The organism is Acinetobacter sp. YH01024, assembly GCF_013420195.1.
In the GTDB taxonomy this organism is placed as follows: Bacteria; Pseudomonadota; Gammaproteobacteria; order Pseudomonadales; family Moraxellaceae; genus Acinetobacter; species Acinetobacter amyesii.
This window is the reverse complement of sequence record NZ_VOYQ01000041.1, coordinates 1-21752: the sequence shown is the minus strand read 5'-3', so window position 1 is coordinate 21752 and position 21752 is coordinate 1. Positions and strand designations below refer to the sequence as shown.

Genomic DNA, 21752 nt, shown 5'->3' with positions numbered 1-21752 from the left:
TATGCTTGTCAGGGATTTGTCCATATATGGAAGTTCAGTGCTGAAAACGAAGGATCCATCTAATGAGAAGAACTGCCCGGGATTAATCTTCCAGGAATATAAAATTATAAAGTTGCATAACTTACGTAACTTATGAAATTATGTAATCCTGAAGAGAGTGATGAGATGGAAACCTTTCCTGGTTATGCTTGTCAGGGATTTGTCCATATATGGAAGTTCAGTGCTGAAAACGAAGGATCCATCTAATGAGAAGAACTGCCCGGGATTAATCTTCCAGGAATATAAAATTATAAAGTTGCATAACTTACGTAACTTATAAAATTATGTAATCCTGAAGAGAGTGATGCGATGTAAAACTCTTTCTGTACTGCCATACTTACAATACCAGCGCACAGCCCAAAGAATGATTTCGCCCCAAAGATGGTGCCGACTATGGAAGTGATTCATCTATTGAACCTTTAGCTGAAATCCTATTTTTAACACTGCCATTTTTCCTCTTTTATAGCGTTTACTCTAATTTCAACTGCAACAAAAGAGGAAAGATGATTCATCAATTAATAGTCAAAGCTGAAGAAATTTTCAGGGAAACAAGAACGGAAAGCTTTTTGAATATCGCTGTACTCACACTCAGGATGCTTCTCTAAATAACGTCTAGTCCAAATCAGTGTGGCTTCATAATCGTTAAAGCACTGATCGAGTTGTAAAAAAATCCACAGTTCATGGGCTTTTTGAATGAAAAAGTCATTAATAATCATGAGAGCAATTTTCTTTTCAGTGTTTGAATCCGGGTATGAGTACATAGTATGTTTCTCCTATAGAGATGATAAATAGATTAGTTGATAAGATATTTATAACACATAAAAAATGTGTTTGTCACATAATTTATGTGTTTTTTGTAATTCTATGGTCTGTGTTATACTTCTAATTCAAACAGATTGTATTTATCACGATGCCGTACGAAGAATTTCAAAGACTTATGGGGAAAGCAGGTCTTTCAATTAAGGAATTTGCAACATTATTGGACATGAACCCAAATTCCATAACTAACTATAAAAAGATCGGAAAAGTACCTACTCATATTGCTGTTCTGGTTTATTTGCTTTCTAGCATGAAAGATGAGGGTATAGACTTTTACCCTATTTTCGAAAAAATTAAGTCGTATTCAAAAGACTAAGACTTTAGTTTTTTTGATTGTTTTAAGCTGTTAGTGATGACGTAAAAAATGCCTGAAGTTCAGGCATTTTTTGTTTCAGGGACTTATGCCTCGATAGAACTTTTCAATAAAGTTTCGAGTTTTGAGAACCAGGGGGGCTTTGTTGCACAAGCCTATCTGTAAAGGCTTTTTCAGCGATATAATTTTCAAATGAAGAAGCCTACACAAAATCTACCGCTCAACTAATTGGCCCGCATATAACTGAGACTCATTCATCGCGGAAATATTGCCATTTGGTTTGATCCTGCTACGCAATGGTATGCTCCATCAAAAGGTGTTAGCGGCAGTGTAAAATTGACCCCCTTGTAGTTGTAATTTAGTGGTGACAACTAAGCTGCCGTTGCTAATTCTTCAGCCAATTGCTCTGCCTGTTCAAGTACAGTCTCTGTCGCTAGTAAAGCCATATCAGGTGGGTAGCCATACTTCTTGAGTAAGCGCTTCACAATGACTCTCAGCTTCGCTCTAGCAGCTTCTTTGATGGTCCAATCCAAGGTCACATTCTTACGAATAGACTCAGTCAGCACAACAGCGAGTTCGCGCAGGATCTCTTTCTGCATCAACTCTCTAGCACTGTCATTGTCTGCAACTGCTGAATAGAATGCATATTCATATTCAGTCAGGTTGAGTTCCTCTGCCATTTTGTCTGACTCTTGGATTGCCTTAGCCAACTTGATGAGTTCATCAATCACTTCGGCTGCAGTCAGTACCTTGTTCTGATAGCCCTTGATCGCAGAGCTCAGCATCTCCATGAGCTTTTTACCTTGCGTGACACTGCGCTGCTCTCGCATCTTGATCTCATCGCCTAAGAGCTTCTTGAGGGTCTCTAGTGCAATGTTCTTGTGCTTATAGCCTTTCATCTCCTGCATGAACTCATCAGAGAGAATGGAGATGTCTGGCTTCTGGATTCCTGCTGCATCAAAGATGTCGACCACCTGTTCAGTCACAAGCGCCTGGTCAATGGTCTGTTTGACCTTGGCTTCTAATTCAGCATTGCTCAGTCCTGAGATTTTGCCTGAACCATCACTGAACTTGGCCAGTCGTGCTTTCACAGCCTGGAAGAATGCAACCACTGGCGCTGCTTCCATCGCACTTGGATGAGGTACAGCTAATGCAAATGCCTGTGACATCGCTGATACTGCATTGAGGAATCGTGTCTTACCTTCACCCTGGTCCACACCGAGGATGTGTTCCTCAGCTTCAAGAATGATGTTCAGCTTACGAGAGGTATCTGCTGTGAAGTATTCCTGGTAATTGAAGCCATGCATAATGCCATCAAGGACTTCGAGCTTCTCTTGCAGGATGGTTGCAGCTTCATCCTGTACTAATGCAGGATCACCTTTACCACCTGCTTCAGAATAGAATGAGAGGGCTTCTTTCAGATCAGATGCAATACCAAGGTAATCAACAACAAGTCCACCAATCTTGTCCTTATAGACACGGTTCACTCGTGCAATCGCTTGCATGAGGTTATGACCTTTCATTGGTTTGTCGATGTAGAGCGTATGCATACTCGGTGCATCGAAACCAGTCAGCCACATATCACGCACAATGACGAGCTTCAGTTTGTCATCGTTGTCCTTCATACGATTAGCCAGGATTTGGCGTTGCTGCTTGGTTGTATGGTGCTTGGCAATTTCTTCGCCATCCGAAGCAGATGAGGTCATCACGACCTTGATTACACCATCGTGCAAGTCATCACTATGCCATTCTGGTTTGATCGCTACAATCTCGTTGTAGAGGTCCACAGCAATGCGACGAGACATGCTGACAATCATGCCTTTACCTTGGTTTGCATTGGCAACAAGACGTTGTTCAAAGTGTTCTACGATGTCTTTAGCGATTGCCTTGATACGTTCTTTACTACCGATCAGCCCTTCAACCCTTGCCCACTTCGCACGCTCTTTTTGGGTTTGGTTTAAGTCGTCTTCACTGAACTGTTCGTCGAAGTCTTCAATGAGATCCTTACCTTCATCACTAATAGCGATTTTGGCCAGTCGGCTTTCGTAGAAGATCCGAACTGTTGCTCCATCTTCTACAGCTTGAGAGATGTCATAGATGTCTACATAGTTACCGAATACTGCAGGCGTGTTGACGTCAGTCTTCTCAATTGGTGTTCCTGTGAAACCAAGGTAAGTCGCATTAGGCAAAGCGTCACGCATGTACTTTGCAAAACCATAGACAGTCCGCTTACCGACTACCTTGCCATCATCATCTTTAACATCGACTTCTTTAGCATTGAAGCCATATTGTGAACGATGTGCTTCGTCAGCCATAACAACAATGTTGGTTCGATCTGAGAGCTGCTCGTAAACACTGCCACCATCCTCAGGTTGGAACTTTTGAATGGTCGTGAATATCACACCACCTGAACCCACCTTGAGTAACTCTTTAAGTTCTTCTCGGTTATCCGCTTGCTTAGGTGTTTGTCTAAGGAGTTGGCTTGATGCTGCAAAGGTTCCAAACAATTGATCATCTAGGTCATTACGATCTGTGATCACTACTACAGTTGGATTATCTAGAGCCAAGACAATCTTACCTGTGTAGAAAACCATAGATAGAGACTTACCCGAGCCTTGGGTATGCCAAACTACACCTGCTTTCTTGTCACCTACTGCTTGTTGCTGTACAAGTTCGAGCTTACTTCTGCCTTGATGTTGCATCGCAAGTTCTGCTGACTTCGAGTCCGAGGACATTGCAGACGCACGAATGGTGGATAGCACTGCTGCATTTACTGCATAGTACTGATGATATGCAGCCATCTTCTTGATGGTCTTAATCGTGATTAAGCCGTTCGCATCTTCTTGTTTGTTGGATTCAAACACAATGAAGTGCCTAATCATGTCCAGTAAAGTCACTGGATTCAGTAAACCATGTAGTAAGACTTCAAGCTGTGCCTGTGTCTTCTTGGCTTTGGTTTGACCATTAGATGTCTTCCAAGCCATGTAACGACTCAGGTCTGCTGACACTGTCCCTGCTTTCGCCTCTAAACCATCAGAGATGATGTTGAAGGCATTGTAGGTAAATAGGCTTGGGATTTGGCTTTGGTAGGTCTGTATCTGCTTGTATGCGCCTTCTACAGTGGCATTCTCATCTGCTGCATTCTTGAGCTCAATAACCACTAAAGGTAAACCATTCACATAGAGGATAATGTCAGGTCGTCTTTCCCAACGGTCTTCTCGTATGGTGACTTGGTTTACGACAAGGAATTCGTTATTGCTTGGATTATTGAAGTCAATGAGCCAAGCATATTCACCTTGAGTGTTACCATCTTTGCTAACTTCAATGTTGACACCTTCAGTCAGCAAACGGTGAAATGCTTGGTTATTGGTGAGTAAATCAGGGGATGAGAGATTGGTGATTTGCTTGAGCGCTTCAATACATTTATCTTCGCTCAAATGAGGATTAAGACGTTGTAATGCTTCTAGCACCTTGGCTTCTAAGATGACCTGCTTATAGCTTCGTAGAGGGTTGCTTCCCTTGGATTCAATATCAGGCCCATACACATAGCTATAGCCTAACCCCTCTAGTTGCTCTATCGCCATCAGCTCAATGTCTGATTCGGTCATCTTAGTCATAATTCCCCCTCTAGCTTAAATATCTTTAATAATCCTTCGAGCAACCTGAATATGAGTCACATGACCCACTAAATGCATTACCATCACTATCAGTTCCATTGTAATAGTAAGTATCACCTATCTTTTCGCCTGTCTGATTCCACTCGTTCCCATCTTTGTCATAACCGGTCGTATATGTTGTATTACCAATTGTCTCACTTGTTTGACTCCAAGTTGAACCCGACAAACTACTACCTTGAACCTCGGTAGTATTTCCATACTTTGTAATTTCATAAGTATTTCCATTGTTTGGGTCAACACAGGTATACATAGTTTCACTACCTGTACAATTACTTCTATCGCTTACATTTCCTGAAGAAGATTGCTCCTCTGCTAAATATTCTTCTGCCCCACTATCCGTGGAATTTTCATTACCTGAATAAATGTAATTATCTGCCTCTGACTCAATCTCGCTTTCATCAGCTAATGTAGTTTCCTCAAATGAGGGAGGAGCCTCTTCAATTTTTTTAGCACACCCCCCTAAAAAAAGACTCGAAGCCATCACTAAAACAAGTACTTGGTTTTTCATGCTATATGCCTTGTTATTTCACAATTTTGCGAATTTGAACCGCTCACCTTTGTGAACGGTATCAATTCACTTTTAGAGATCACTTTCTACGTTATAGCCATACTTCTGTACTGCATTCTCAATAGATCCCTCAAACTTATGACAAGCATAGAGGTAGAGTTCAGCATCAACCATTAGAACACCTGGTACACCTAAACCATCATTGAGTGGAATCAGAGTCTTTTGTGAACCAATCTGAACTGTTGGTCGTTTGTATGAGCAATTCACAGTGACTTTATGTGGCGATCTGTTCCAGTCAATTTTCTTGGCTTCCCACTCACGACTACCGCCCAGCAAGGTGACTTGAATCTTGGATTCTGTCGCTGTCTTGTTCAGTTGTTTGTAAGAGACAAACTTGGCGACTGAACAAGGAGAGTGATAACAAGTTTCTATGACTTTACCTTTTTGTATACCGCTATGATTGAATTTAGCTGGTGCTGCTTGGACAGTGGCAGCAAAGCCAACTACAGCAATCAAGCCAAATCCCATTTGAGTCATGCGCTTTATCATTCTGTTTCCCTCTTATTCTCTTCTACTTAATCCATCGGCACAGCGATCTTGTGAATCTTCCAACTTACGCCATCACGAACCATGAGCACTTTGACTTCTTTGGATTGATCCTGATCTTTAATGACCACCTCAAAGTCATTTAGGGACGTGTAGCCCGCTTCATATTCTGGCTTAGGTTCTTCTTTTTCTTGGTTTGATGAATCTTGACCACCCATTGACTGCTCTGCTGAGTCTTTTAAGTCTTTACCTTGTAGCATCAAGGTCATACCTTCTGGTGTGACCAAACCATCAATCATCTTATCGACCATTGTAGATGCGAGCATTGCACCTAGTGCTGCAAAACCATCATCTTTTTGGTTTGCCATCTCTTTCATCATCATGGCATTCATTTGGTCTTTGAAGCCCTGTCGCACGCTTGGATAGTCGATATACTTCGACACTGTATCGCTATCACCTGCTTGTGCTGCTTTCTTGATGTTATTGAGTGCAAGGTATGGTGTTGCATACAGGTAGCCACAGATCACGACTACGATTGCTATTAAAGCCCCTATCAGCTTCTTGTTCATGGTTTACCCCTTGGATGTAAAAAAGGTGAAGCCATCAAAGGACTTCACCGTAATACTATGCAACTTCTTCTGTTTGGTATTGGACTCTCACTTCACCACTCATGAGCTTTGGTAGAAGCATGTCTCGTAGTTTTTCTAGTGTTTGTATTTGCTTTGCATTCTCAAGTAGTTTGGTAAATATTGGTTCAATAACTGTTTGAAACTTTAACAAACTAGCTTCATCAGGATGTTTAACAACATATTCCTTCAGAATATCTGTCTTTAGGTTAGTGAAGATACTGCCATTTCCTAGCTGTAGTAATTCAGGGCGGATGTGATTGAATAACAAATATAGGTATTCATTTGAATAAGTAGAGACTGGAAAATGTAACCAACCATCGTGGATACAGGTATCGACCATCAATATTTTTGGAATAGCTGGTGTTGCACTATTACTCAAAACCAATTTACCTGCTTGAAGTAAAGTAGTCTTTGATAATCCTTCCTCTTTGATGTGCTCCTTAATGTTGAATACAAAAGGTGAGTTCAAACTCGTCACATCTGAGATCTTAAGCCAACAATAACCTGAATCACTTAAGTAATCCTGAATTGGTCTAGGTGAGCCTCCTCTTTTAACTGTTAGCAAAGTACCTAATTGTTTATCCTCCCAATCCTCTTTCGCTTCCTCAATAAACCATTGACGAAACAGTGTTTCAGCCATAGCTTCCAAGGTCTTATTCTGACGATGCAATAAGTCAATCTTGTCATCTAATGATGAAAGGACTGAGGCTATGGCTTTTTGTTCTGCAGTTGAACTAGGTAAATATAGCGGTATTTTGCTTAGAGTTGCTTTGTTCAGCTTAGGCTGAACAGCTCCCGTTAGATAAGGGGTTAAATCCAATTGAGCAAAGTAATGAATCAGAATCTTTGTTAGATGCGGTTCCTTAGCTTTCAGAATATGAGCATGGTTATTGACCCAAAATTTTCCAGAAGCTTCAAATGCAATAGGTGTATTGCGTGATTTAAGGTTTTCTCCATCTTCGGAGATCAAGATATGAGATCCCTCAAAAATGTAATCATTGATGTAATCAACGATTCCTGATGCACCATAATATGGGTAGGAACCTTGCAGTTGTTGTCTTTGCATTGAACTTAAAGGAACCCTTTTAGCATTACAAAATTCAGCTAAGTCTTCTATAAGAAACTCTTGCCATTCGCTCATACAATCACCTTAGCTAAGTTCTCAGCAATGGCTTGATTGAGCTTTGATTCTTCTGCAAGCTGTGCCTCAAATTCAGCCTTCAGGCTTGTAAAGCGTTCCTTGAAGTCGAACTCGTCTTCATCATCAGCTAAACCAACATAACGACCTGGGGTCAGTACATAATCAAGCTCAGCCACTTTCTCGAGTGGTACAGAGGCACAGAAGCCTGCAACATCTTCATACTCACCGTCTTGGTTTCTCCAATTGTGGTAAGTGTCAGTAATCAGCTTGATGTCTTCATCCGACAACACTTTGGTTCTGCGGTTAATCAGATGACCTAAGTTACGAGCATCAATGAATAGGATCTCATTACTACGATCTTTGTATTGGCTTGAACCAACACGATCACGTCTCATAAACCATAAAGCAGCAGGAATCTGTGTATTCAGGAATAGCTTTGCAGGGAGGTTCACAATACAATCAATGACATTGGCTTCTGAAACCAAGGCTTTACGAATCTCACCTTCACCGCTTGTCTTAGAGGTTAATGCACCTTTTGCAAGGACTACACCTGCCTGACCTTTAGGACTCATGTGATACAAGAAGTGTTGCATCCATGCGAAGTTAGCGTTGCCTGCAGGTGGTGTACCCAATGACCAACGAGCATCACCTACTAGCTGTTCGCCACTCCAGTCAGAGACGTTGAATGGTGGGTTAGCAATGATGTAATCCGCTTTAAGGTCTTTGTGAGCATCGTTGAGGAATGAACCCTCTGAGTTCCATTTCACATGCTCTGAGTTAATGCCACGAATGGCTAAGTTCATCTTCGCGAGTCGCCAAGTGGTTTGGTTACTCTCTTGTCCATAGATCGAGATGTCATCGACTAAGCCTTGATGAGACTCTACGAATTTCTCAGATTGTACGAACATACCACCTGAACCACAGCATGGATCGAATACACGACCTTTGTATGGCTCAAGCATTTGAACCAATAAGCCAACGATAGACTTAGGTGTATAGAACTGTCCACCTTGTTTACCTTCAGCTAATGCAAACTCACCAAGGAAGTACTCGAATACATGCCCTAGAACGTCGGCAGAGCGAGATTTCGCATCACCTAATGCAATGTTACCAATCAGATCAATCAGCTCTCCTAGGCTCGTAGGATCGAGATTCTGACGTGCATATACTTTTGGAAGTACACCCTTCAACTGCGGGTTGTCATTCTCAATGGCTTCCATTGCATCATCGACAATCTTACCGATGGTAGGTTGCTTAGCTTGGTTTAAGAGGTATGACCAACGTGCATTCTCAGGAACAAAGAATACGTTGTATGCAGTGTATTCATCACGGTCTTCTGGATCAGCTCCTTCAAATTCACCCTCACCTTGTACGAGAAGATTGTAGTGAGCTTCAAAGGTATCAGAGATGTACTTCAAGAAGATCAAACCAAGGACTACATGCTTGTACTCTGCAGCATCAATGTTCTTACGAAGCTTATCTGCTGTCTTCCACAGTACAACCTCTAATGGTTCTTGTTTGGTTTGCTTTGGAGCACGAGCCATAAAATCAACCTGTAATGAATAACTTATCTAGTTTTAGTAAGGGGAATAGTAACGAATTATCTGTGCGTGCGTAAGCATGCAGATGACATTACTTGTCGTAGACTTCAAAGATGCCGAACTTATCGTAGTATTTGAATTTTGAAGGATTGGTTTTGTATTGCTCAGAGATACTTGGATTACCGCCACCTTTACTCTTACTTGGTTCAGCTCGGACAGGAAATTTACTGTCGTTACCAAATAAGATGAGTATGTTGCTGAAGCTTATTTTCTCCGATCCAGTATTAGGTTTTAGCTTAATCTTATGGGCCACGCCACTGCTTCTCTTTATGCAGAGCGTTCTTCCTTCTACTGCTGTCAAATAATCGTAGGCTTGTGCTAAGTGGTCTTTGATTACTGCTATTTCTTGTTCTAAAGTAGATTCATCAAGATCATCTTGATCAAGGAATGCCTTCTTCTGGGCTTCAATGAGTTTAAGGGCTTCCTTCTCTAACTGAATAACATCATATGTTGGTGGGCTACTAGCCTTCTCTTGATATAGGGTGAATGAGCTAACGTTCTGATATACGTCTCGCCCATACCATGTGTGCTTCTGTCTTGAATCTTCATTCTTTTTGAGACTGTATTGTCCTAGTGGGGAAAAAGCATTGATGGGTACTTGCATATCTTCAAAAGCATCGCCATGAAATAGCATCACATACTTGGTTTGCATGTTCATTCTATGGAATTGATGCACTTGGACAAAACAACCTATCTCTGCGGAGAATTGTAGTAGCTGAAATGGGATATGCCATTCATTGGCTTTCTCCACTAACTTAATCCCGAAATTCCTTAGGTCGGTAAAGGTAGGCATTAGCAATCACAATCAATAATGTAAACAAACATATAGCATAGGCTGTCTCATGTCCTTGCTCCATATTTTGATGCTCATGCGTTAGACAATCAAAACATTATCAACCTATCTTTGCGGAGTGTTTTGTTTTCATGGGATGACTACATTTAATGATGAAAGCTCGTGTTGTATATCAACCTATCTTTGCGGTGAATTATGGGATGGCTTGGCAGGTAAATGAGGAAGGTAAGGTGGGAAGAAGGGCGATATAGTTAGTAGAGTATTAGTATAAGTAACATACAGCGTTAGCTGTATGTTACTTATACTAATACAGAGTATCATCTCTAAAATGAGAATACATTCTGTCAAGAGTCTTGTCTATCACAAAATGAATTAAATGTATAAAAATCAGTCACTTATTCTTTATTTGTATAATCTTCAACCAGCACCATAATTGTTTGTACGATGCTGTGTTAAGGCATAGGTTGAGTTAGTCATTTTCACTGCATTGGTGCAACTTAGACCATAGGTTTGCCGTTGATTCCAAAGTCTTGTGGGACAGGTTCAAGGCTGTGCTGTACTTGGCTCTGAGATCATTGGCTTGATCATCTCAATCCATAGGCGTGACATAGTGTGGTCAATGTGACAGTCATGATATAGATCTTTGAGGATCTACTTAAACAGACTGTCCAAATTGTGTTGATGTGTTTTGTGTTGGGTAAGAATCCTTTTTCTGAGGTGTACCCCGGGGGGGTACTTCCCCCCATGGGTGTTCAGTATGTAAGAACCCTGCCTTCATACTAATGTGAGCAATTTTCTCAAAACTTTTGAGCTACCGTTAGGTCCAATGGACGCTGTAAATACACACTGTCATCACGTATAAGCGAGACAGTTATGGCTCTCGGTAGAATACCTATGATGTCAATTCGGTTAGATGTATGAATACCTGATTCATTAAGGTACATCATAATCGCATCGCAAATTTCATCTTGGCTTAAGCTGACATGGGTAGGCGTAACTTTCATATTGGTTTCCTTTGATTTGGTGTTGAGTTAATGGGTTATTCCGCAAAACCGCCCAGGAGGGCGGCATTACAATTACTTTTGGTTTACACATGAATAGGTATGATCCACGAGCGACAGCGGAGTGGTGATATACCTATTCATGTGTAAAGTCCTCAATACAGAGCGCTACTTTGACATCGTAGAGGTCTGATCAATGGAGCATCATTTGATAATTCATTTAAACCATTCATCGTAATTTCATTGCCTTAGCGGATAGCTATCTCATAACATTTGAAAATGTTACAAATTCAAATTAAGGGGAGATTACGTTGATGGTTGGACAAAGGGGTGGAAATAGAGAAGGTGCAGGAAGAAAGTCTTTATACGATGAACCCACAAAGGTCGTTCGTGTACCTGAGTCTCGGGTGATTGAGATCAAGAACTACTTGGCAGGTTCAACCAAGACAAAATTCAATGATATCGCATCCATTACTTTGGTGAATCCAAGTACTGCCATGCATATTCCTTTGGCTTCTGAAAAAGTTTCTGCTGGCTTTCCTTCCCCTGCTCAAGACTATATTGAACAAACGCTCGATATGAATGAGCACCTCATCAAAAATGAGGCAGCAACATTCGTCGTAACTGTTTCCTCGCAATCAATGCTAGGTGCTGGCATCGACATTAATGATGAACTTGTAGTTGATCGTAGCTTAGAAGCCAAACACGAAGACATCGTAGTCGTATGGATTGATAATGAATTTACTGTCAAACGGCTAATGATCGAAGAAGGCAAAAACCGTTGGCTTAAAGCTGAAAATCCAGATTATCCAAACATCCATTTTCATGATGGGCAGGAAGTAGTTGTGTGGGGAGTTGTTACCTTCGTATTAAAGTCATTCAAAAAGCATAAGTAATACAGAACCTTTTCATTTTGGTTTCATCACATGAATCGTAAACATCGAATCTATGCTTTAGTAGACATCAATAACTGCTATGTCAGTTGTGAAAGAGTCTTTAGACCTAGCTTGAATGGAAGACCTGTTATTGTCTTATCAAACAATGATGGTTGTGCTGTTGCACGTTCTCAAGAAGCTAAAGATTTAGGCATCAAAATGGGTGTCCCACTCTTTCAAATTAAGGACATCGTAGAGAAGCACCAAGTCGTAGTGCTATCAAGCAACTATGCACTTTATGCAGAGATGTCGCGCAGGTTTATGAAGATACTCTCTGATTTTGTTACGCCACAAGAACAAGAGATCTACTCCATTGATGAATGCTTTCTCGATCTCACAGCTTATGCTGCAAACCACGACCTCACAGAGTATGCCTTACAAATTCTACAGCGCTTACTTAAATGGCTTGGTTTACCCGCTTGCATTGGTATAGGCCGCTCCAAAACAGAAGCCAAGATAGCCAACCATATTGCTAAGAAGAATGCTTACCTTAATGGTGTATGTAATCTGGTTTCAATGGACCCTTGCTCTACTGAAGCTCTTTACAGCCGCATTGATGTAAGTGAAGTATGGGGTATTGGTCGAAAGCATACGAAGAAGCTCAACAGTATGGGGATTCATTCAGTGATGGATTTTGTCTTGGCTTCCCCTCTAATGATCCGCGACCAGTTCTCAATCGTGATGCACCGAACCTTATTGGAATTACATGGTGTTGCCTGCATTGAGCTTGAACATACTTCACCTGCTAGAAAGCAGATCGTAGCGAGTCGGTCCTTCGGTCAACGCATTTACAATATTGATGATCTCAAAGAAGCCATGTCGTTATACGTTATGGATGCTGTGAGTAGATTGCGAAAGGACAAATTGCTATGTGGTTGTCTGATTGGTTTCGCTCAATCAAATCCCTTTGACAGCTCAAAGCCTTTCTATAATAAGTCTCTTTCCTTGGCTTTACCTGAACCTACAGACAACCTCATGGTCATATCTAAGCTTGTTACAGCAATGGTAGATGGATTGTATGCAAAAGATGTTGCTTTCAAGAAATGCGGTGTGATCCTCACTTGCTTAGAGCCTAAAGCAAACCATGTATATGACATGTTCACAGACATGAAGCACATCGAAGTCAGTGATGCACTGATGGATTCAATGGAAAACATTCATAGTAAATTTGGCAAAAGTAAGCTTGCATTAGGTGCCAGCATGATGCCGAACAGGACATGGACCATGTCTAGAGATCGACTGACACAGAATTACTTTAAGTGGGATCAGTTACTTACTGTGAAGTAGTAATCAGTCAAATCAACAGTTTCATTTTAGTTTTAAAGTGAATCTAATTAAGTTGTAATTTAGTTGCAATTAGCAACTAAATTACAATCATCGACAAAGACTATTATTGCTACGAGTTGTTTATGAGTAATAGGTCATCTAAGAGTGCCTAGAGTTCGCATTATCATAAACTGCATTGTTTTCACGTCTACCAACAGCAATGACTAGAACAACAATCTCATCATCAATCACTTCATAAACCAAACGATAGCCAATACTACGAAGCTTGATTTTGTATCGGTCAGGATGTCCTGACAGCTTATTCTTTGGAATCCGTGGATTCTCCAAAATCTTGAGCAGTTTCTTCTTCAATGGCTGCTTAATACTTGGATTAAGTTTATTCCATTCCTCTAATGCTTCTTCTAGAAAGTCTAACTTATAGGTCATCAATATTTACTCGAATGCGTTTTTGATTCGCACGAGCATCTGCAATTTTGTTGAGTTCAATGTCTTCTAGCTGTTCCATCATGGTTTCATAGACATCAGCAGGAACACAGTAAAACGCAGGTGTATTACGATTAAGGATTGCAACAGGTTCACCTTTACCTGCCAACACTGTATCCATCGGACTCTTCTTGAGTTCAGTAATACTTGCAGTCATTCGTGCATGGATTAGTTGAGTCATGGTTAAGCCTCTATAGAATTTAGTGTTTGGAGCTTAGGTTGAATAACAACAAGTAGGTTGGGATAGCTAATCTCGGTATACCTAGACCCCGTCGTTCTCAGTTTGATCAACAATGATGCGTCTGTAACTAGCAACATCTTGCCAAGGTATTTGATTGCTGAACGAAAAGCTTTTAGCCATTGACGATGTAGTTCAATGTAGTCTACTCGAGGCTTTGGTTCTGATGCTATGCAAGGTCTTATGTAAGCAAAGCATCTTTCTATTGCAGACGCGACATGGTCCCAAGAAAGTACCTCTAAAGCTTCCTGAAGTTCGTTATCTCTTTCTTTCTGCTGCTGTTCTCTTTCATCCATCAAATCGAATAAACGTCTGATTTCCTGCATACGAACTTTATCCTCTCGTTGTAAACGAGATTCTTCAGTTTCAGTGCAAATAGCATCACAATCCATAGGAAACTCCTATTCAGTAGAGTAACTATAGCACGCATAAAAGCACCTTTAAAGGTGCTTTTGAATGCACTTGATCAATTAGACTTAGCTACTCGATAGACGGTAGCTATACCACAGCCAACAGCTTTCGCTATTTCCTCTTTGGTCATACTGCCCAATGCCAGTAACTCTTTGATTCGTTTGTGCTTAGCTTGGTTTGGAGCTTTACCTTTTGGTTTGTAGCCTGAACGCTCTAACCCCTGCTTAATACGTTCAATACGCTTCTCGTTGTCTAGTCGAGCCATCGTAGCCAACAGATCAATCAGCATATTGTTGATGAGATCTAGGATTGAGCTTGTGATGCTGTCATTGGTTTGAATGAGTTGATGAGTAGTCGGAAGATCTGCAACGACTAAGCGAAGTCCCTTCTCTTGGATTCGACGCTTCAGCACTTGAAAATCAGCTTGGCTTAAGCGTGAAAGTCGGTCCACACTCTCAACCAGTAATGTATCCCCATGGTTTGCTTCTTCAAGTAACTTGTTCAACTCAGGACGTTCTAGCTTGGTGCCAGTGTAGTTCTCTACATAGACAATGGTTTCACCTAAGTTAAGTGACTGGCTTAGGTCATGTAGAAGTTGTTGTGCTCTATGTGCATCTTGATCTTTTGTAGAAGCTCTCAGGTAAATGCGTGCAATCATTTGTATTTTAGACTTAGTTTAGTAAGTACTTTGATAATACTATCATTTAATAACTAAAGTAAGTCTAATGATAGCAACTAAGTGCTACTTGCATCTTTATCGTTCAGGTATAGTGCAATGATACATTTAATGAGAATGGAGAATTTTGATCATGCCTAACGCATGGGGAATACCTAAAGACATTGAAGATTTGGTTTTAGAACGTGATCAGCGTTGCGTTTATTGTGGCTGTGAGTTTGGTTCTGAACGAGCTAAAAAGAAGTCCTGGGAGCATATCGTAAACGACATCAGGATTACAACTTTAGATAATATTGCCTTATGTTGTGTAGGTTGTAATGCTTCAAAAGGAAACAAAGATTTAGTAACTTGGCTTAATTCTAATAATGCTAAAAAGAGAGGCATTACCTCTGAAACTATTGCCGATGTTGTTAAATCAGCATTAAACCTTAAAAACTCACCTATACTTCTTTGATAAAGAAAAGCATGACTGAAAGCCATGCTTTGGTGTAAGCCCAAAATAGAAATGTCCGGTTTCTTCAAAGTAAAAATATCCTTTTTTTGAAGAGTCTTTTAATTACTAAACTTAGTTAAATTTTTCGTCTAAGATTTGCTGAGCCAAGTTATTACCTCTCTTAGCTGCTTCTTTATACCAAAATAAGGCTTTATTGTAGTCTCGTTCTACACCATCACCATGAAAATATGCATATCCAATATTACTTGGTGCAGTATTATCACCTGCTTCATAAGATTTTCTAAACCATTTCATAGCTAGGTTTTTATCCTTTTTAACTCCATTTTCTCCATTGCTGTAGATCATTCCGAGTTGATTCATAGCTTCCGAATCACCTTTTTTAGCAGCCTTGTCATACCAATATATTGCTAAATTATTATCATTAAAGCTAATTGAATATATTGAGCCGATCTTCCGTAAAGCCTCCGTACTACCTCGTTTTGCGGCTTCTTTATACCAATAAAGTGCCTCTTCATTACTTTCAGCAACTTCCTTACCATACCAGTACATTTGACCCAATTTTAGCTGTGCATTAACATCTCCCATATTCGCTAAAACAAGAGTCTCTCTTACCGTATTCGCATAGACATTTGATACTATAAGTAGAAAAAATAATATTGTGCTTAATAGAAAGTTTTTTAGAAATTTAGGCATATGTATTATTCAATTTATCGTAAAATATCAAAAAAAACTCTTACACGGCTGAATAATGAAATCAACAAAATTTTTCTTCTCTATCTTCTTATTCGTTATTTCTAATACGATAAATGCTCAAACGCCTTCTAATAAAGAGATAGATCAATTAATCCTCCAACATAATGCAAGATCTTTAAAGTTTTTTAATGAATACCTTCATTTAAAAAAAACACAAGAAAATCATAATATTTTAATAGAAAAGCTTTGTAGATCTCAGGAAGCTGTAAATGACGTTATGTATAACTCTATTAAATATCCCAACTTAGAGAATTCAGCTTTTTATTTACAGAAATCTAAAGAGCTTAACTATCTCCTAGATGAAGAATTTAAAGACTTAGGAGCAACAGAAACTTCTTGCTACCAATATATGTTTAATAACTAAATAAAAAACCCCGGCATCCTGCCGGGGTTTTTCGTATTGGGTTGCTAGGTATGACTCCTGTCGTACCTCACGATCCTGGTGTGTAAACTTATTATTGTTGTTTTCTGTTCTGGAACATCCTGTTCTCTATGACTTCATCATAGGAAAATTCACCTATCCTGGACAGCCGTAAAGAACCAGAATTTACGTAAGCCCAGGCGTACAAAATAGCCTAAATTTTATCCACAAAAAATGTGGATAATTTTGGACATTGAGGCATTGATAAAATTTGAAAAACCTCAAAATTGACTACTTTTTAAACAAATTTATTGGCAAGAACTATCAAAACCGCTCATAAAAAAGCCGACTTGTTTCCAAGTCGGATTTTCGGGTTTGCGTCCCAATTTTTTTATAGCATAACTTTTTGAAATATAAAACTATTTTTATATGCGTTTCGTATAATGCCCATTATGTTAAATAAGTGCCTGACTTTATTGATAAGGTTAAACATTAGCAGTTAGAAAGGGTTTTCAAAAAGAATGGTAAATCGCCCAAAAATTATAAAAGTAGGAATTTTGCTTGTAGGTCTATGTTTAATTCTGATCTTTAATTCATATAAACAGAAATTGAATTATGACAATGAAATGGCAAAACAGACAACGATACTTTTCTTAAATTCACTTGCTAAACATGATCGAAAATCAGCAATCAAATATGTTTGGCCTGATGCGCAATTATATGAAGACTTAAAAAGTCCTGAAAGATTTCTTTCTTTCAAAGACTCAAAAATTTTAGAAATAATAAGAATTAATGATGATTCAGCGGAAAGTAGACCTGAGTATTATCAAGAATTTTATAAAATTATTTCAGTGATGGTAAAAGTTAAAGTCGTGCATATAGATGATGCTGGCAGTCCAGTAGGTGACTATATTTTATTTATTACTCTTGTGAAAAAATCTCCTCAATCTGATTGGCTAATTACAGGATTGGGTAGTGGGCCTTAAGCTAATAATTATTTATTTTCCCTAAAATTAACATAATACACCTTATACGTAATGTGTTATAATTCCACTTAGAAATCAATGCTGTAGTTTCTAGTTGATAGCCCACCTTCCCCAAGGTGAGCTTTTTTTGTGATTTTTCACGTTCCACGCTTAAAATTCGAACAGTGTTTCATGATTTTTATAAGTTAAACTAAATTTAGTTGCTAATCCCAATAAGCTATTCACTAACTTGTAAATATCGGTATACCGCCTGACGACTAATCCCAAAAGCTTTCCCTAATGCCATTTTCGATGGATACGTCCCCTCCTTCCATGCTTGTCGTAAAGCTTCAGCTTGGTCAGGCTTTAGTTTATACACCCGACCTTTGTACTTCCCCTGAGCAGAGGCGAGTTTTATTCCTTCCTTTTGCCGCTCTAAAATGATCTCACGTTCGAACTGTGCAAAAGCACCCATCATTTGAAGCATCAAATTATCCATCGGGGTGGATTCGGCTGTAAAAGTAATATTTTCTTTTACAAACTGGATGGCGATCCCTCGTTTGACCAGTTTATCTACTTCAGTGACCAAATCTTTTAGGCTTCGCGCAAAACGATCCATTGAATGTACAATCACCCTGTCCCCTTCCCGGACATAGTTCAACATTTCCTGAAATTTAGGTCGGTCAGTATTTTTACCTGAAGCACGGTCAACAAAAATCCGGTCGACCTCAATTCCTTCAAGTTGACGTCCAGTGTTTTGCTCGACAGAACTTACCCGGACATACCCTACTTTTTGGCCTTTCACTTTTTCACGCCCCAATTGGATAAAAATGAACAATTTCGTAAATTATAATTCTTTAACACTAAAGTTACATGTTACTTATGATTAAAAATCATTTAAATGATACATAATTTCATGAACTTTCAGATTGTAACTTTAGGGTATAGTCTAATAACACATATTCAAGAACAAATAGTCTGACTTTATTTTTGAAATGCTCAAAAGTAACTAGTTCATGACTTCCAATTAAGCAGTGAGGCTAATCAAATTCGTGAAACCTTGATTAAATAGTAGGCGTGGAACGTGAAAAATCATTAAAAAAGCCCAACTCAGCTGAGTTGGGCTTTTTACTATGCGATAAAGCTATGATTTATATGGAATAAAAAATAGCATTTCGTATAAGGTGTATTATGTTAATTTTAGAAATTCTAAAAAAGGGATAGTTTTTAACTATCCCTTTATCTTGTAAAAATTATCTTAGTAATAATACTGGTTTTGTAGAACTTGATAACAATTTGGTCGTCGTACTACCAATAAAAAACTGGCGTATCTTTGAATGACCATATGCACCAATCACAATCATATCAATAACGTTTTTTTCTTGATAATCCAATATAGATTTCTCAACATCACCTTCAAGCACACTATCAATGACATCAAAACCATTATTTGCAAGTAGCTCTTTTGCCCAAGTGACTTGTGATGTCATATCACTATTTGGCTTACCAACATATACCACATGAGCTGTCAGGGTTTTTAATAAAGGGCTATTTGCAATTTTGTCTACACAAATACGTGCAGTAGGACTTCCATCAAAAGCAATTAAAAATGACTGAGGTGGACTAAACGGTGAGGATGTGATTAACACGGGTTTATGAAGAGCACGAACAACATTTTCAATATGGGTTCCAACTTTACTGGAATTGTGCTCGGTTTCAGTTCCATGCTTACCCATAACAAGAACTCGAATATCCTCTTCCATTCCCATGATTGTTTCTAAAAGACTGCCATGGCGTTGAAAGCTTTGAGCATCAATAGAGAACTTCTCCAATAGATAGTTTTTTGCTTCCCGAAGAAGAATTTGGCCATGCTCTAGCTCAATTTTCCCCTTACGTTCTTCCAGTTCAACCAACTCGTTTAGCAAGGTTTCTCGACTTCCTAGACCAATTGCACCACTTAAATCTTGTGGTGCTTTCGCTTTTGGCTTATCAATGACATGCAATAACTGAAGAGGTGAATTCAATTTATCGCTAAACCAAGCTGCATAATCACAAACGGTATTTGTTGCTAATGATCCATCAATACATGCAATAATTTTTGACATAATTCATCCCTCTTAGTGGCTATTTAAGCGATCTAAAGCATCTGGCTTATCATGGATACCAAACTTATCGACTAACGTTTTACTGGCTTCATTCATTCCAATCAGTTCGACTTCTGTTCCTTCACGTCTAAACTTAATGACCACTTTATCTACGGCAGCGACCGCAGACACATCCCAAAAGTGAGCCTGACTAACATCAATCACAACTTTTGAAAGTGCTTCTTTGAAATCAAATGCAGACGTAAATTTATCTGCCGAGCTGAAGAACACTTGACCCGTCACCGTATAAGTACGGGTACTTTCAGGTTCATTAAATTCGGACTGAATTGCCATGTAGCGTTCAATTTTGTTAGCAAAAAATAATGCAGAAAGAAGAACACCGACTAATACGCCATAAGCCAGGTTATGTGTGGCAACAACCACAACCACTGTCGCTATCATTACGATATTGCTAGAGAAGGGATATTGGCGAATATTGCGCAGTGAATCCCAGTTAAATGTTCCGATTGAAACCATGATCATTACGGCAACCAGTGCAGCCATTGGAATGACTTTGAGCCAGTCACTGATAAACACCACCATAATTAACAGGAAGACCCCCGCACTAAAGGTAGATAAACGGGTACGACCACCAGATTTCACATTAATAATTGATTGACCGATCATGGCACAGCCTGCCATTCCGCCTAAGAAGCCTGAAGCGACATTGGCAACGCCTTGTCCTTTACACTCACGGTTTTTATCACTGGTGGTATCTGTTAAATCGTCGACAATCGTTGCTGTCATCATAGATTCAAGCAAACCGACGGCTGCTAATCCCAGTGAATAAGGCAAAATAATAGCTAAAGTTTCAAGATTTAAAGGAATATCAGGAAGCAAGAAAATTGGAAGAGTATCTGGTAATTGCCCCATATCACCTACGGTTCTTACATCTAAACCAATGAACAAGGCAAAGAGCGTGAGGAGTACAATACAGATGAGGGGAGAGGGTAAAAGCTTGCCTATTACTGGGATATAGGGGAATAGATAAATAATGGCTAAACCACCAATTGTCATCGCATAGACATGCCATGTCACATTGGTGAGTTCAGGCAATTGGGCCATAAAAATTAGAATAGCCAAGGCATTCACAAAGCCAATCACAACCGACTTTGACACAAAGCGCATCAATGCACCTAATTTTAGATAGCCTGCTAGGATTTGAATAAATCCTGTCAAAATTGTGGCTGCTAATAAGTATTGCAGACCATGCTCTTTAACCAGTGTGACCATTAATAAAGCCATAGCACCAGTTGCAGCAGAAATCATCCCTGGACGACCGCCTACGAAAGAAATCACCACGGCAATACAGAATGAAGCATATAACCCTACCTTAGGGTCGACACCTGCAATAATTGAAAAGGCAATTGCTTCAGGAATTAGAGCCAAAGCAACAACAATACCCGCAAGAACATCCCCGCGAATATTGGAGAACCATTGTTCTCGAATAGTGGATAACATGAAAATAGCCTATTTTTTTAAATTTTAGGAAAGGCTAGTGATGTGATATATGACACACAAGCTACTACACCACATCACTAGACAGTGATGAGTTATTTACTGTTTTAAGAGATAAATAAACTTATGGTGGCGTAAGTGTCATATTAAGAAAGATATCTATTTTGGAGGGTTTCGGGGGCAATGATAGCAGTTAGGCCCTTTTCTATCCACCCTAACCGCAGTACTGAAGTAAAAGTAAGAATGATCATAGATAATTTTAGAATTGATTTATGTCCATTTAACATAATGGCTGTTATACGAAACGAGAGTGTTAGAACCCATTTAAAGTGTCTATATTCTCACCAATAAAAATGTCCGGTTTCTCCGAGGTAAAATATGACTTTTGAACAAAAATAAGCCATTGTTTATTCTTTTTATTTCCAACAAAATTCCAGAACTCATCTACTTCGAGAGATTCATAATGACTTTGCTGAGGCTGAATTTCATAGGTTGATTCAGTTAAAGTACGTAAAACTTT

General features: G+C 39.4%; 23 protein-coding genes and 3 pseudogenes. 7 read left to right on the top strand and 19 right to left on the bottom strand.

What is annotated here, in order from left to right:
• Positions 1 to 342: 342 nt before the first annotated feature.
• Together FTT88_RS17155 and FTT88_RS13950 are read right to left on the bottom strand one after the other, a co-directional pair.
• Positions 343 to 447, bottom strand: a pseudogene (locus FTT88_RS17155) (IS6 family transposase); the annotation flags it as partial.
• Positions 448 to 554: 107 nt separating this feature from the next.
• Positions 555 to 800: a hypothetical protein gene (locus tag FTT88_RS13950; RefSeq protein WP_034171689.1), complete on the bottom strand. Its 246-nt coding sequence runs from the start codon at positions 798 to 800 to the stop codon at positions 555 to 557.
• Positions 801 to 949: 149 nt separating this feature from the next.
• Here FTT88_RS13950 and FTT88_RS13945 point away from each other — a divergent pair, with 149 nt between their 5' ends.
• Positions 950 to 1174, top strand: coding sequence for an XRE family transcriptional regulator (locus tag FTT88_RS13945; RefSeq protein ID WP_168419460.1), 225 nt, complete (start codon positions 950 to 952; stop codon positions 1172 to 1174).
• Between the two features lie 189 nt (positions 1175 to 1363).
• Positions 1364 to 1498, top strand: a pseudogene (locus FTT88_RS17150) (IS5/IS1182 family transposase); the annotation flags it as partial.
• Positions 1499 to 1542: 44 nt separating this feature from the next.
• On the opposite strand, the gene FTT88_RS13940 reads toward FTT88_RS17150, so the two are convergent.
• From FTT88_RS13940 to FTT88_RS13905, 8 genes are all read right to left on the bottom strand, one after another.
• Complete coding sequence (locus FTT88_RS13940; RefSeq protein ID WP_180174040.1) at positions 1543 to 4788, bottom strand: type I restriction endonuclease subunit R; 3246 nt, start codon at positions 4786 to 4788, stop codon at positions 1543 to 1545.
• Between the two features lie 25 nt (positions 4789 to 4813).
• A complete protein-coding gene (locus FTT88_RS17145) occupies positions 4814 to 5356 on the bottom strand; it encodes a hypothetical protein (protein ID WP_218955739.1) in 543 nt (180 codons plus the stop codon).
• 72 nt (positions 5357 to 5428) lie between these two features.
• Positions 5429 to 5893, bottom strand: coding sequence for a hypothetical protein (locus tag FTT88_RS13930; RefSeq protein ID WP_257233086.1), 465 nt, complete (start codon positions 5891 to 5893; stop codon positions 5429 to 5431).
• Between the two features lie 38 nt (positions 5894 to 5931).
• Positions 5932 to 6471, bottom strand: coding sequence for a DUF2939 domain-containing protein (locus tag FTT88_RS13925; protein WP_180174038.1), 540 nt, complete (start codon positions 6469 to 6471; stop codon positions 5932 to 5934).
• Positions 6472 to 6526: 55 nt separating this feature from the next.
• On the bottom strand, positions 6527 to 7672 hold the full coding sequence (locus FTT88_RS13920) for a restriction endonuclease subunit S (RefSeq protein ID WP_180174037.1): 1146 nt from the start codon (positions 7670 to 7672) through the stop codon (positions 6527 to 6529).
• Positions 7669 to 9216 (bottom strand): class I SAM-dependent DNA methyltransferase, encoded by a 1548-nt coding sequence (locus FTT88_RS13915; protein WP_180174036.1) that lies wholly within the window; start codon positions 9214 to 9216, stop codon positions 7669 to 7671. The genes FTT88_RS13920 and FTT88_RS13915 overlap by 4 nt, the downstream gene beginning before the upstream one ends.
• A gap of 88 nt (positions 9217 to 9304) precedes the next feature.
• Positions 9305 to 9925, bottom strand: a complete 621-nt coding sequence (locus tag FTT88_RS13910) for a hypothetical protein (protein ID WP_180174035.1) — start codon at positions 9923 to 9925, stop codon at positions 9305 to 9307.
• Between the two features lie 938 nt (positions 9926 to 10863).
• Positions 10864 to 11070, bottom strand: coding sequence for a hypothetical protein (locus FTT88_RS13905; RefSeq protein ID WP_180174034.1), 207 nt, complete (start codon positions 11068 to 11070; stop codon positions 10864 to 10866).
• Between the two features lie 311 nt (positions 11071 to 11381).
• Here FTT88_RS13905 and FTT88_RS13900 point away from each other — a divergent pair, with 311 nt between their 5' ends.
• The gene (locus FTT88_RS13900; protein WP_180174033.1) at positions 11382 to 11963 is read left to right on the top strand and encodes a LexA family transcriptional regulator; all 582 of its coding nucleotides are present in this window, start codon (positions 11382 to 11384) and stop codon (positions 11961 to 11963) included.
• Positions 11964 to 11993: 30 nt separating this feature from the next.
• The gene (locus FTT88_RS13895; RefSeq protein ID WP_180174032.1) at positions 11994 to 13289 is read left to right on the top strand and encodes a Y-family DNA polymerase; all 1296 of its coding nucleotides are present in this window, start codon (positions 11994 to 11996) and stop codon (positions 13287 to 13289) included.
• A gap of 138 nt (positions 13290 to 13427) precedes the next feature.
• On the opposite strand, the gene FTT88_RS13890 is transcribed toward FTT88_RS13895, so the two are convergent.
• The 4 genes from FTT88_RS13890 to FTT88_RS13875 all read right to left on the bottom strand — a co-directional run bounded on the left by FTT88_RS13890 (position 13428) and on the right by FTT88_RS13875 (position 15079).
• The gene (locus tag FTT88_RS13890) at positions 13428 to 13715 is read right to left on the bottom strand and encodes a type II toxin-antitoxin system RelE/ParE family toxin (protein WP_180174031.1); all 288 of its coding nucleotides are present in this window, start codon (positions 13713 to 13715) and stop codon (positions 13428 to 13430) included.
• On the bottom strand, positions 13705 to 13953 hold the full coding sequence (locus FTT88_RS13885; RefSeq protein WP_104488392.1) for a type II toxin-antitoxin system Phd/YefM family antitoxin: 249 nt from the start codon (positions 13951 to 13953) through the stop codon (positions 13705 to 13707). The genes FTT88_RS13890 and FTT88_RS13885 overlap by 11 nt, the downstream gene beginning before the upstream one ends.
• 2 nt (positions 13954 to 13955) lie before the next feature.
• The gene (locus FTT88_RS13880) at positions 13956 to 14402 is read right to left on the bottom strand and encodes a hypothetical protein (protein WP_180174030.1); all 447 of its coding nucleotides are present in this window, start codon (positions 14400 to 14402) and stop codon (positions 13956 to 13958) included.
• Positions 14403 to 14476: 74 nt separating this feature from the next.
• The gene (locus FTT88_RS13875; protein ID WP_180174029.1) at positions 14477 to 15079 is read right to left on the bottom strand and encodes a recombinase family protein; all 603 of its coding nucleotides are present in this window, start codon (positions 15077 to 15079) and stop codon (positions 14477 to 14479) included.
• Between the two features lie 151 nt (positions 15080 to 15230).
• On the opposite strand from FTT88_RS13875, the gene FTT88_RS13870 reads away from it, so the two are divergent.
• Complete coding sequence (locus tag FTT88_RS13870; protein ID WP_180174028.1) at positions 15231 to 15551, top strand: HNH endonuclease; 321 nt, start codon at positions 15231 to 15233, stop codon at positions 15549 to 15551.
• Positions 15552 to 15662: 111 nt separating this feature from the next.
• Here FTT88_RS13870 and FTT88_RS13865 read toward each other — a convergent pair whose 3' ends face one another.
• A complete protein-coding gene (locus FTT88_RS13865; RefSeq protein ID WP_180174027.1) occupies positions 15663 to 16244 on the bottom strand; it encodes a tetratricopeptide repeat protein in 582 nt (193 codons plus the stop codon).
• Between the two features lie 55 nt (positions 16245 to 16299).
• On the opposite strand from FTT88_RS13865, the gene FTT88_RS13860 reads away from it, so the two are divergent.
• Together FTT88_RS13860 and FTT88_RS13855 are read left to right on the top strand one after the other, a co-directional pair.
• Positions 16300 to 16668 (top strand): hypothetical protein, encoded by a 369-nt coding sequence (locus FTT88_RS13860; RefSeq protein ID WP_180174026.1) that lies wholly within the window; start codon positions 16300 to 16302, stop codon positions 16666 to 16668.
• A 623-nt stretch (positions 16669 to 17291) separates the two neighbouring features.
• Complete coding sequence (locus FTT88_RS13855) at positions 17292 to 17651, top strand: DUF4829 domain-containing protein (RefSeq protein WP_227554280.1); 360 nt, start codon at positions 17292 to 17294, stop codon at positions 17649 to 17651.
• A 217-nt stretch (positions 17652 to 17868) separates the two neighbouring features.
• Here FTT88_RS13855 and FTT88_RS13850 read toward each other — a convergent pair whose 3' ends face one another.
• The 4 genes and pseudogenes from FTT88_RS13850 to FTT88_RS13835 form a co-directional block, all read right to left on the bottom strand.
• Positions 17869 to 18435, bottom strand: a complete 567-nt coding sequence (locus FTT88_RS13850) for a recombinase family protein (protein ID WP_180174041.1) — start codon at positions 18433 to 18435, stop codon at positions 17869 to 17871.
• Between the two features lie 448 nt (positions 18436 to 18883).
• Positions 18884 to 19735: a universal stress protein gene (locus FTT88_RS13845; RefSeq protein ID WP_002115246.1), complete on the bottom strand. Its 852-nt coding sequence runs from the start codon at positions 19733 to 19735 to the stop codon at positions 18884 to 18886.
• Between the two features lie 12 nt (positions 19736 to 19747).
• Complete coding sequence (locus tag FTT88_RS13840; RefSeq protein ID WP_005146104.1) at positions 19748 to 21235, bottom strand: SulP family inorganic anion transporter; 1488 nt, start codon at positions 21233 to 21235, stop codon at positions 19748 to 19750.
• Positions 21236 to 21623: 388 nt separating this feature from the next.
• A pseudogene (locus FTT88_RS13835) lies at positions 21624 to 21752 on the bottom strand (IS1 family transposase); the annotation flags it as partial.

Excerpts from the sequence above, each read along its gene's own strand:
- FTT88_RS13950 (WP_034171689.1), bottom strand. The coding sequence starts at position 800 with ATGTACTCATACCCGGATTCAAACACTGAAAAGAAAATTGCTCTCATG.
- FTT88_RS13945 (WP_168419460.1), top strand. The coding sequence starts at position 950 with ATGCCGTACGAAGAATTTCAAAGACTTATGGGGAAAGCAGGTCTTTCA.
- FTT88_RS13940 (WP_180174040.1), bottom strand. The coding sequence starts at position 4,788 with ATGACTAAGATGACCGAATCAGACATTGAGCTGATGGCGATAGAGCAA.
- FTT88_RS17145 (WP_218955739.1), bottom strand. The coding sequence starts at position 5,356 with ATGAAAAACCAAGTACTTGTTTTAGTGATGGCTTCGAGTCTTTTTTTA.
- FTT88_RS13930 (WP_257233086.1), bottom strand. The coding sequence starts at position 5,893 with ATGACTCAAATGGGATTTGGCTTGATTGCTGTAGTTGGCTTTGCTGCC.
- FTT88_RS13925 (WP_180174038.1), bottom strand. The coding sequence starts at position 6,471 with ATGAACAAGAAGCTGATAGGGGCTTTAATAGCAATCGTAGTCGTGATC.
- FTT88_RS13920 (WP_180174037.1), bottom strand. The coding sequence starts at position 7,672 with ATGAGCGAATGGCAAGAGTTTCTTATAGAAGACTTAGCTGAATTTTGT.
- FTT88_RS13915 (WP_180174036.1), bottom strand. The coding sequence starts at position 9,216 with ATGGCTCGTGCTCCAAAGCAAACCAAACAAGAACCATTAGAGGTTGTA.
- FTT88_RS13910 (WP_180174035.1), bottom strand. The coding sequence starts at position 9,925 with ATGCAAACCAAGTATGTGATGCTATTTCATGGCGATGCTTTTGAAGAT.
- FTT88_RS13905 (WP_180174034.1), bottom strand. The coding sequence starts at position 11,070 with ATGAAAGTTACGCCTACCCATGTCAGCTTAAGCCAAGATGAAATTTGC.
- FTT88_RS13900 (WP_180174033.1), top strand. The coding sequence starts at position 11,382 with ATGGTTGGACAAAGGGGTGGAAATAGAGAAGGTGCAGGAAGAAAGTCT.
- FTT88_RS13895 (WP_180174032.1), top strand. The coding sequence starts at position 11,994 with ATGAATCGTAAACATCGAATCTATGCTTTAGTAGACATCAATAACTGC.
- FTT88_RS13890 (WP_180174031.1), bottom strand. The coding sequence starts at position 13,715 with ATGACCTATAAGTTAGACTTTCTAGAAGAAGCATTAGAGGAATGGAAT.
- FTT88_RS13885 (WP_104488392.1), bottom strand. The coding sequence starts at position 13,953 with ATGACTCAACTAATCCATGCACGAATGACTGCAAGTATTACTGAACTC.
- FTT88_RS13880 (WP_180174030.1), bottom strand. The coding sequence starts at position 14,402 with ATGGATTGTGATGCTATTTGCACTGAAACTGAAGAATCTCGTTTACAA.
- FTT88_RS13875 (WP_180174029.1), bottom strand. The coding sequence starts at position 15,079 with ATGATTGCACGCATTTACCTGAGAGCTTCTACAAAAGATCAAGATGCA.
- FTT88_RS13870 (WP_180174028.1), top strand. The coding sequence starts at position 15,231 with ATGCCTAACGCATGGGGAATACCTAAAGACATTGAAGATTTGGTTTTA.
- FTT88_RS13865 (WP_180174027.1), bottom strand. The coding sequence starts at position 16,244 with ATGCCTAAATTTCTAAAAAACTTTCTATTAAGCACAATATTATTTTTT.
- FTT88_RS13860 (WP_180174026.1), top strand. The coding sequence starts at position 16,300 with ATGAAATCAACAAAATTTTTCTTCTCTATCTTCTTATTCGTTATTTCT.
- FTT88_RS13855 (WP_227554280.1), top strand. The coding sequence starts at position 17,292 with ATGGCAAAACAGACAACGATACTTTTCTTAAATTCACTTGCTAAACAT.
- FTT88_RS13845 (WP_002115246.1), bottom strand. The coding sequence starts at position 19,735 with ATGTCAAAAATTATTGCATGTATTGATGGATCATTAGCAACAAATACC.
- FTT88_RS13840 (WP_005146104.1), bottom strand. The coding sequence starts at position 21,235 with ATGTTATCCACTATTCGAGAACAATGGTTCTCCAATATTCGCGGGGAT.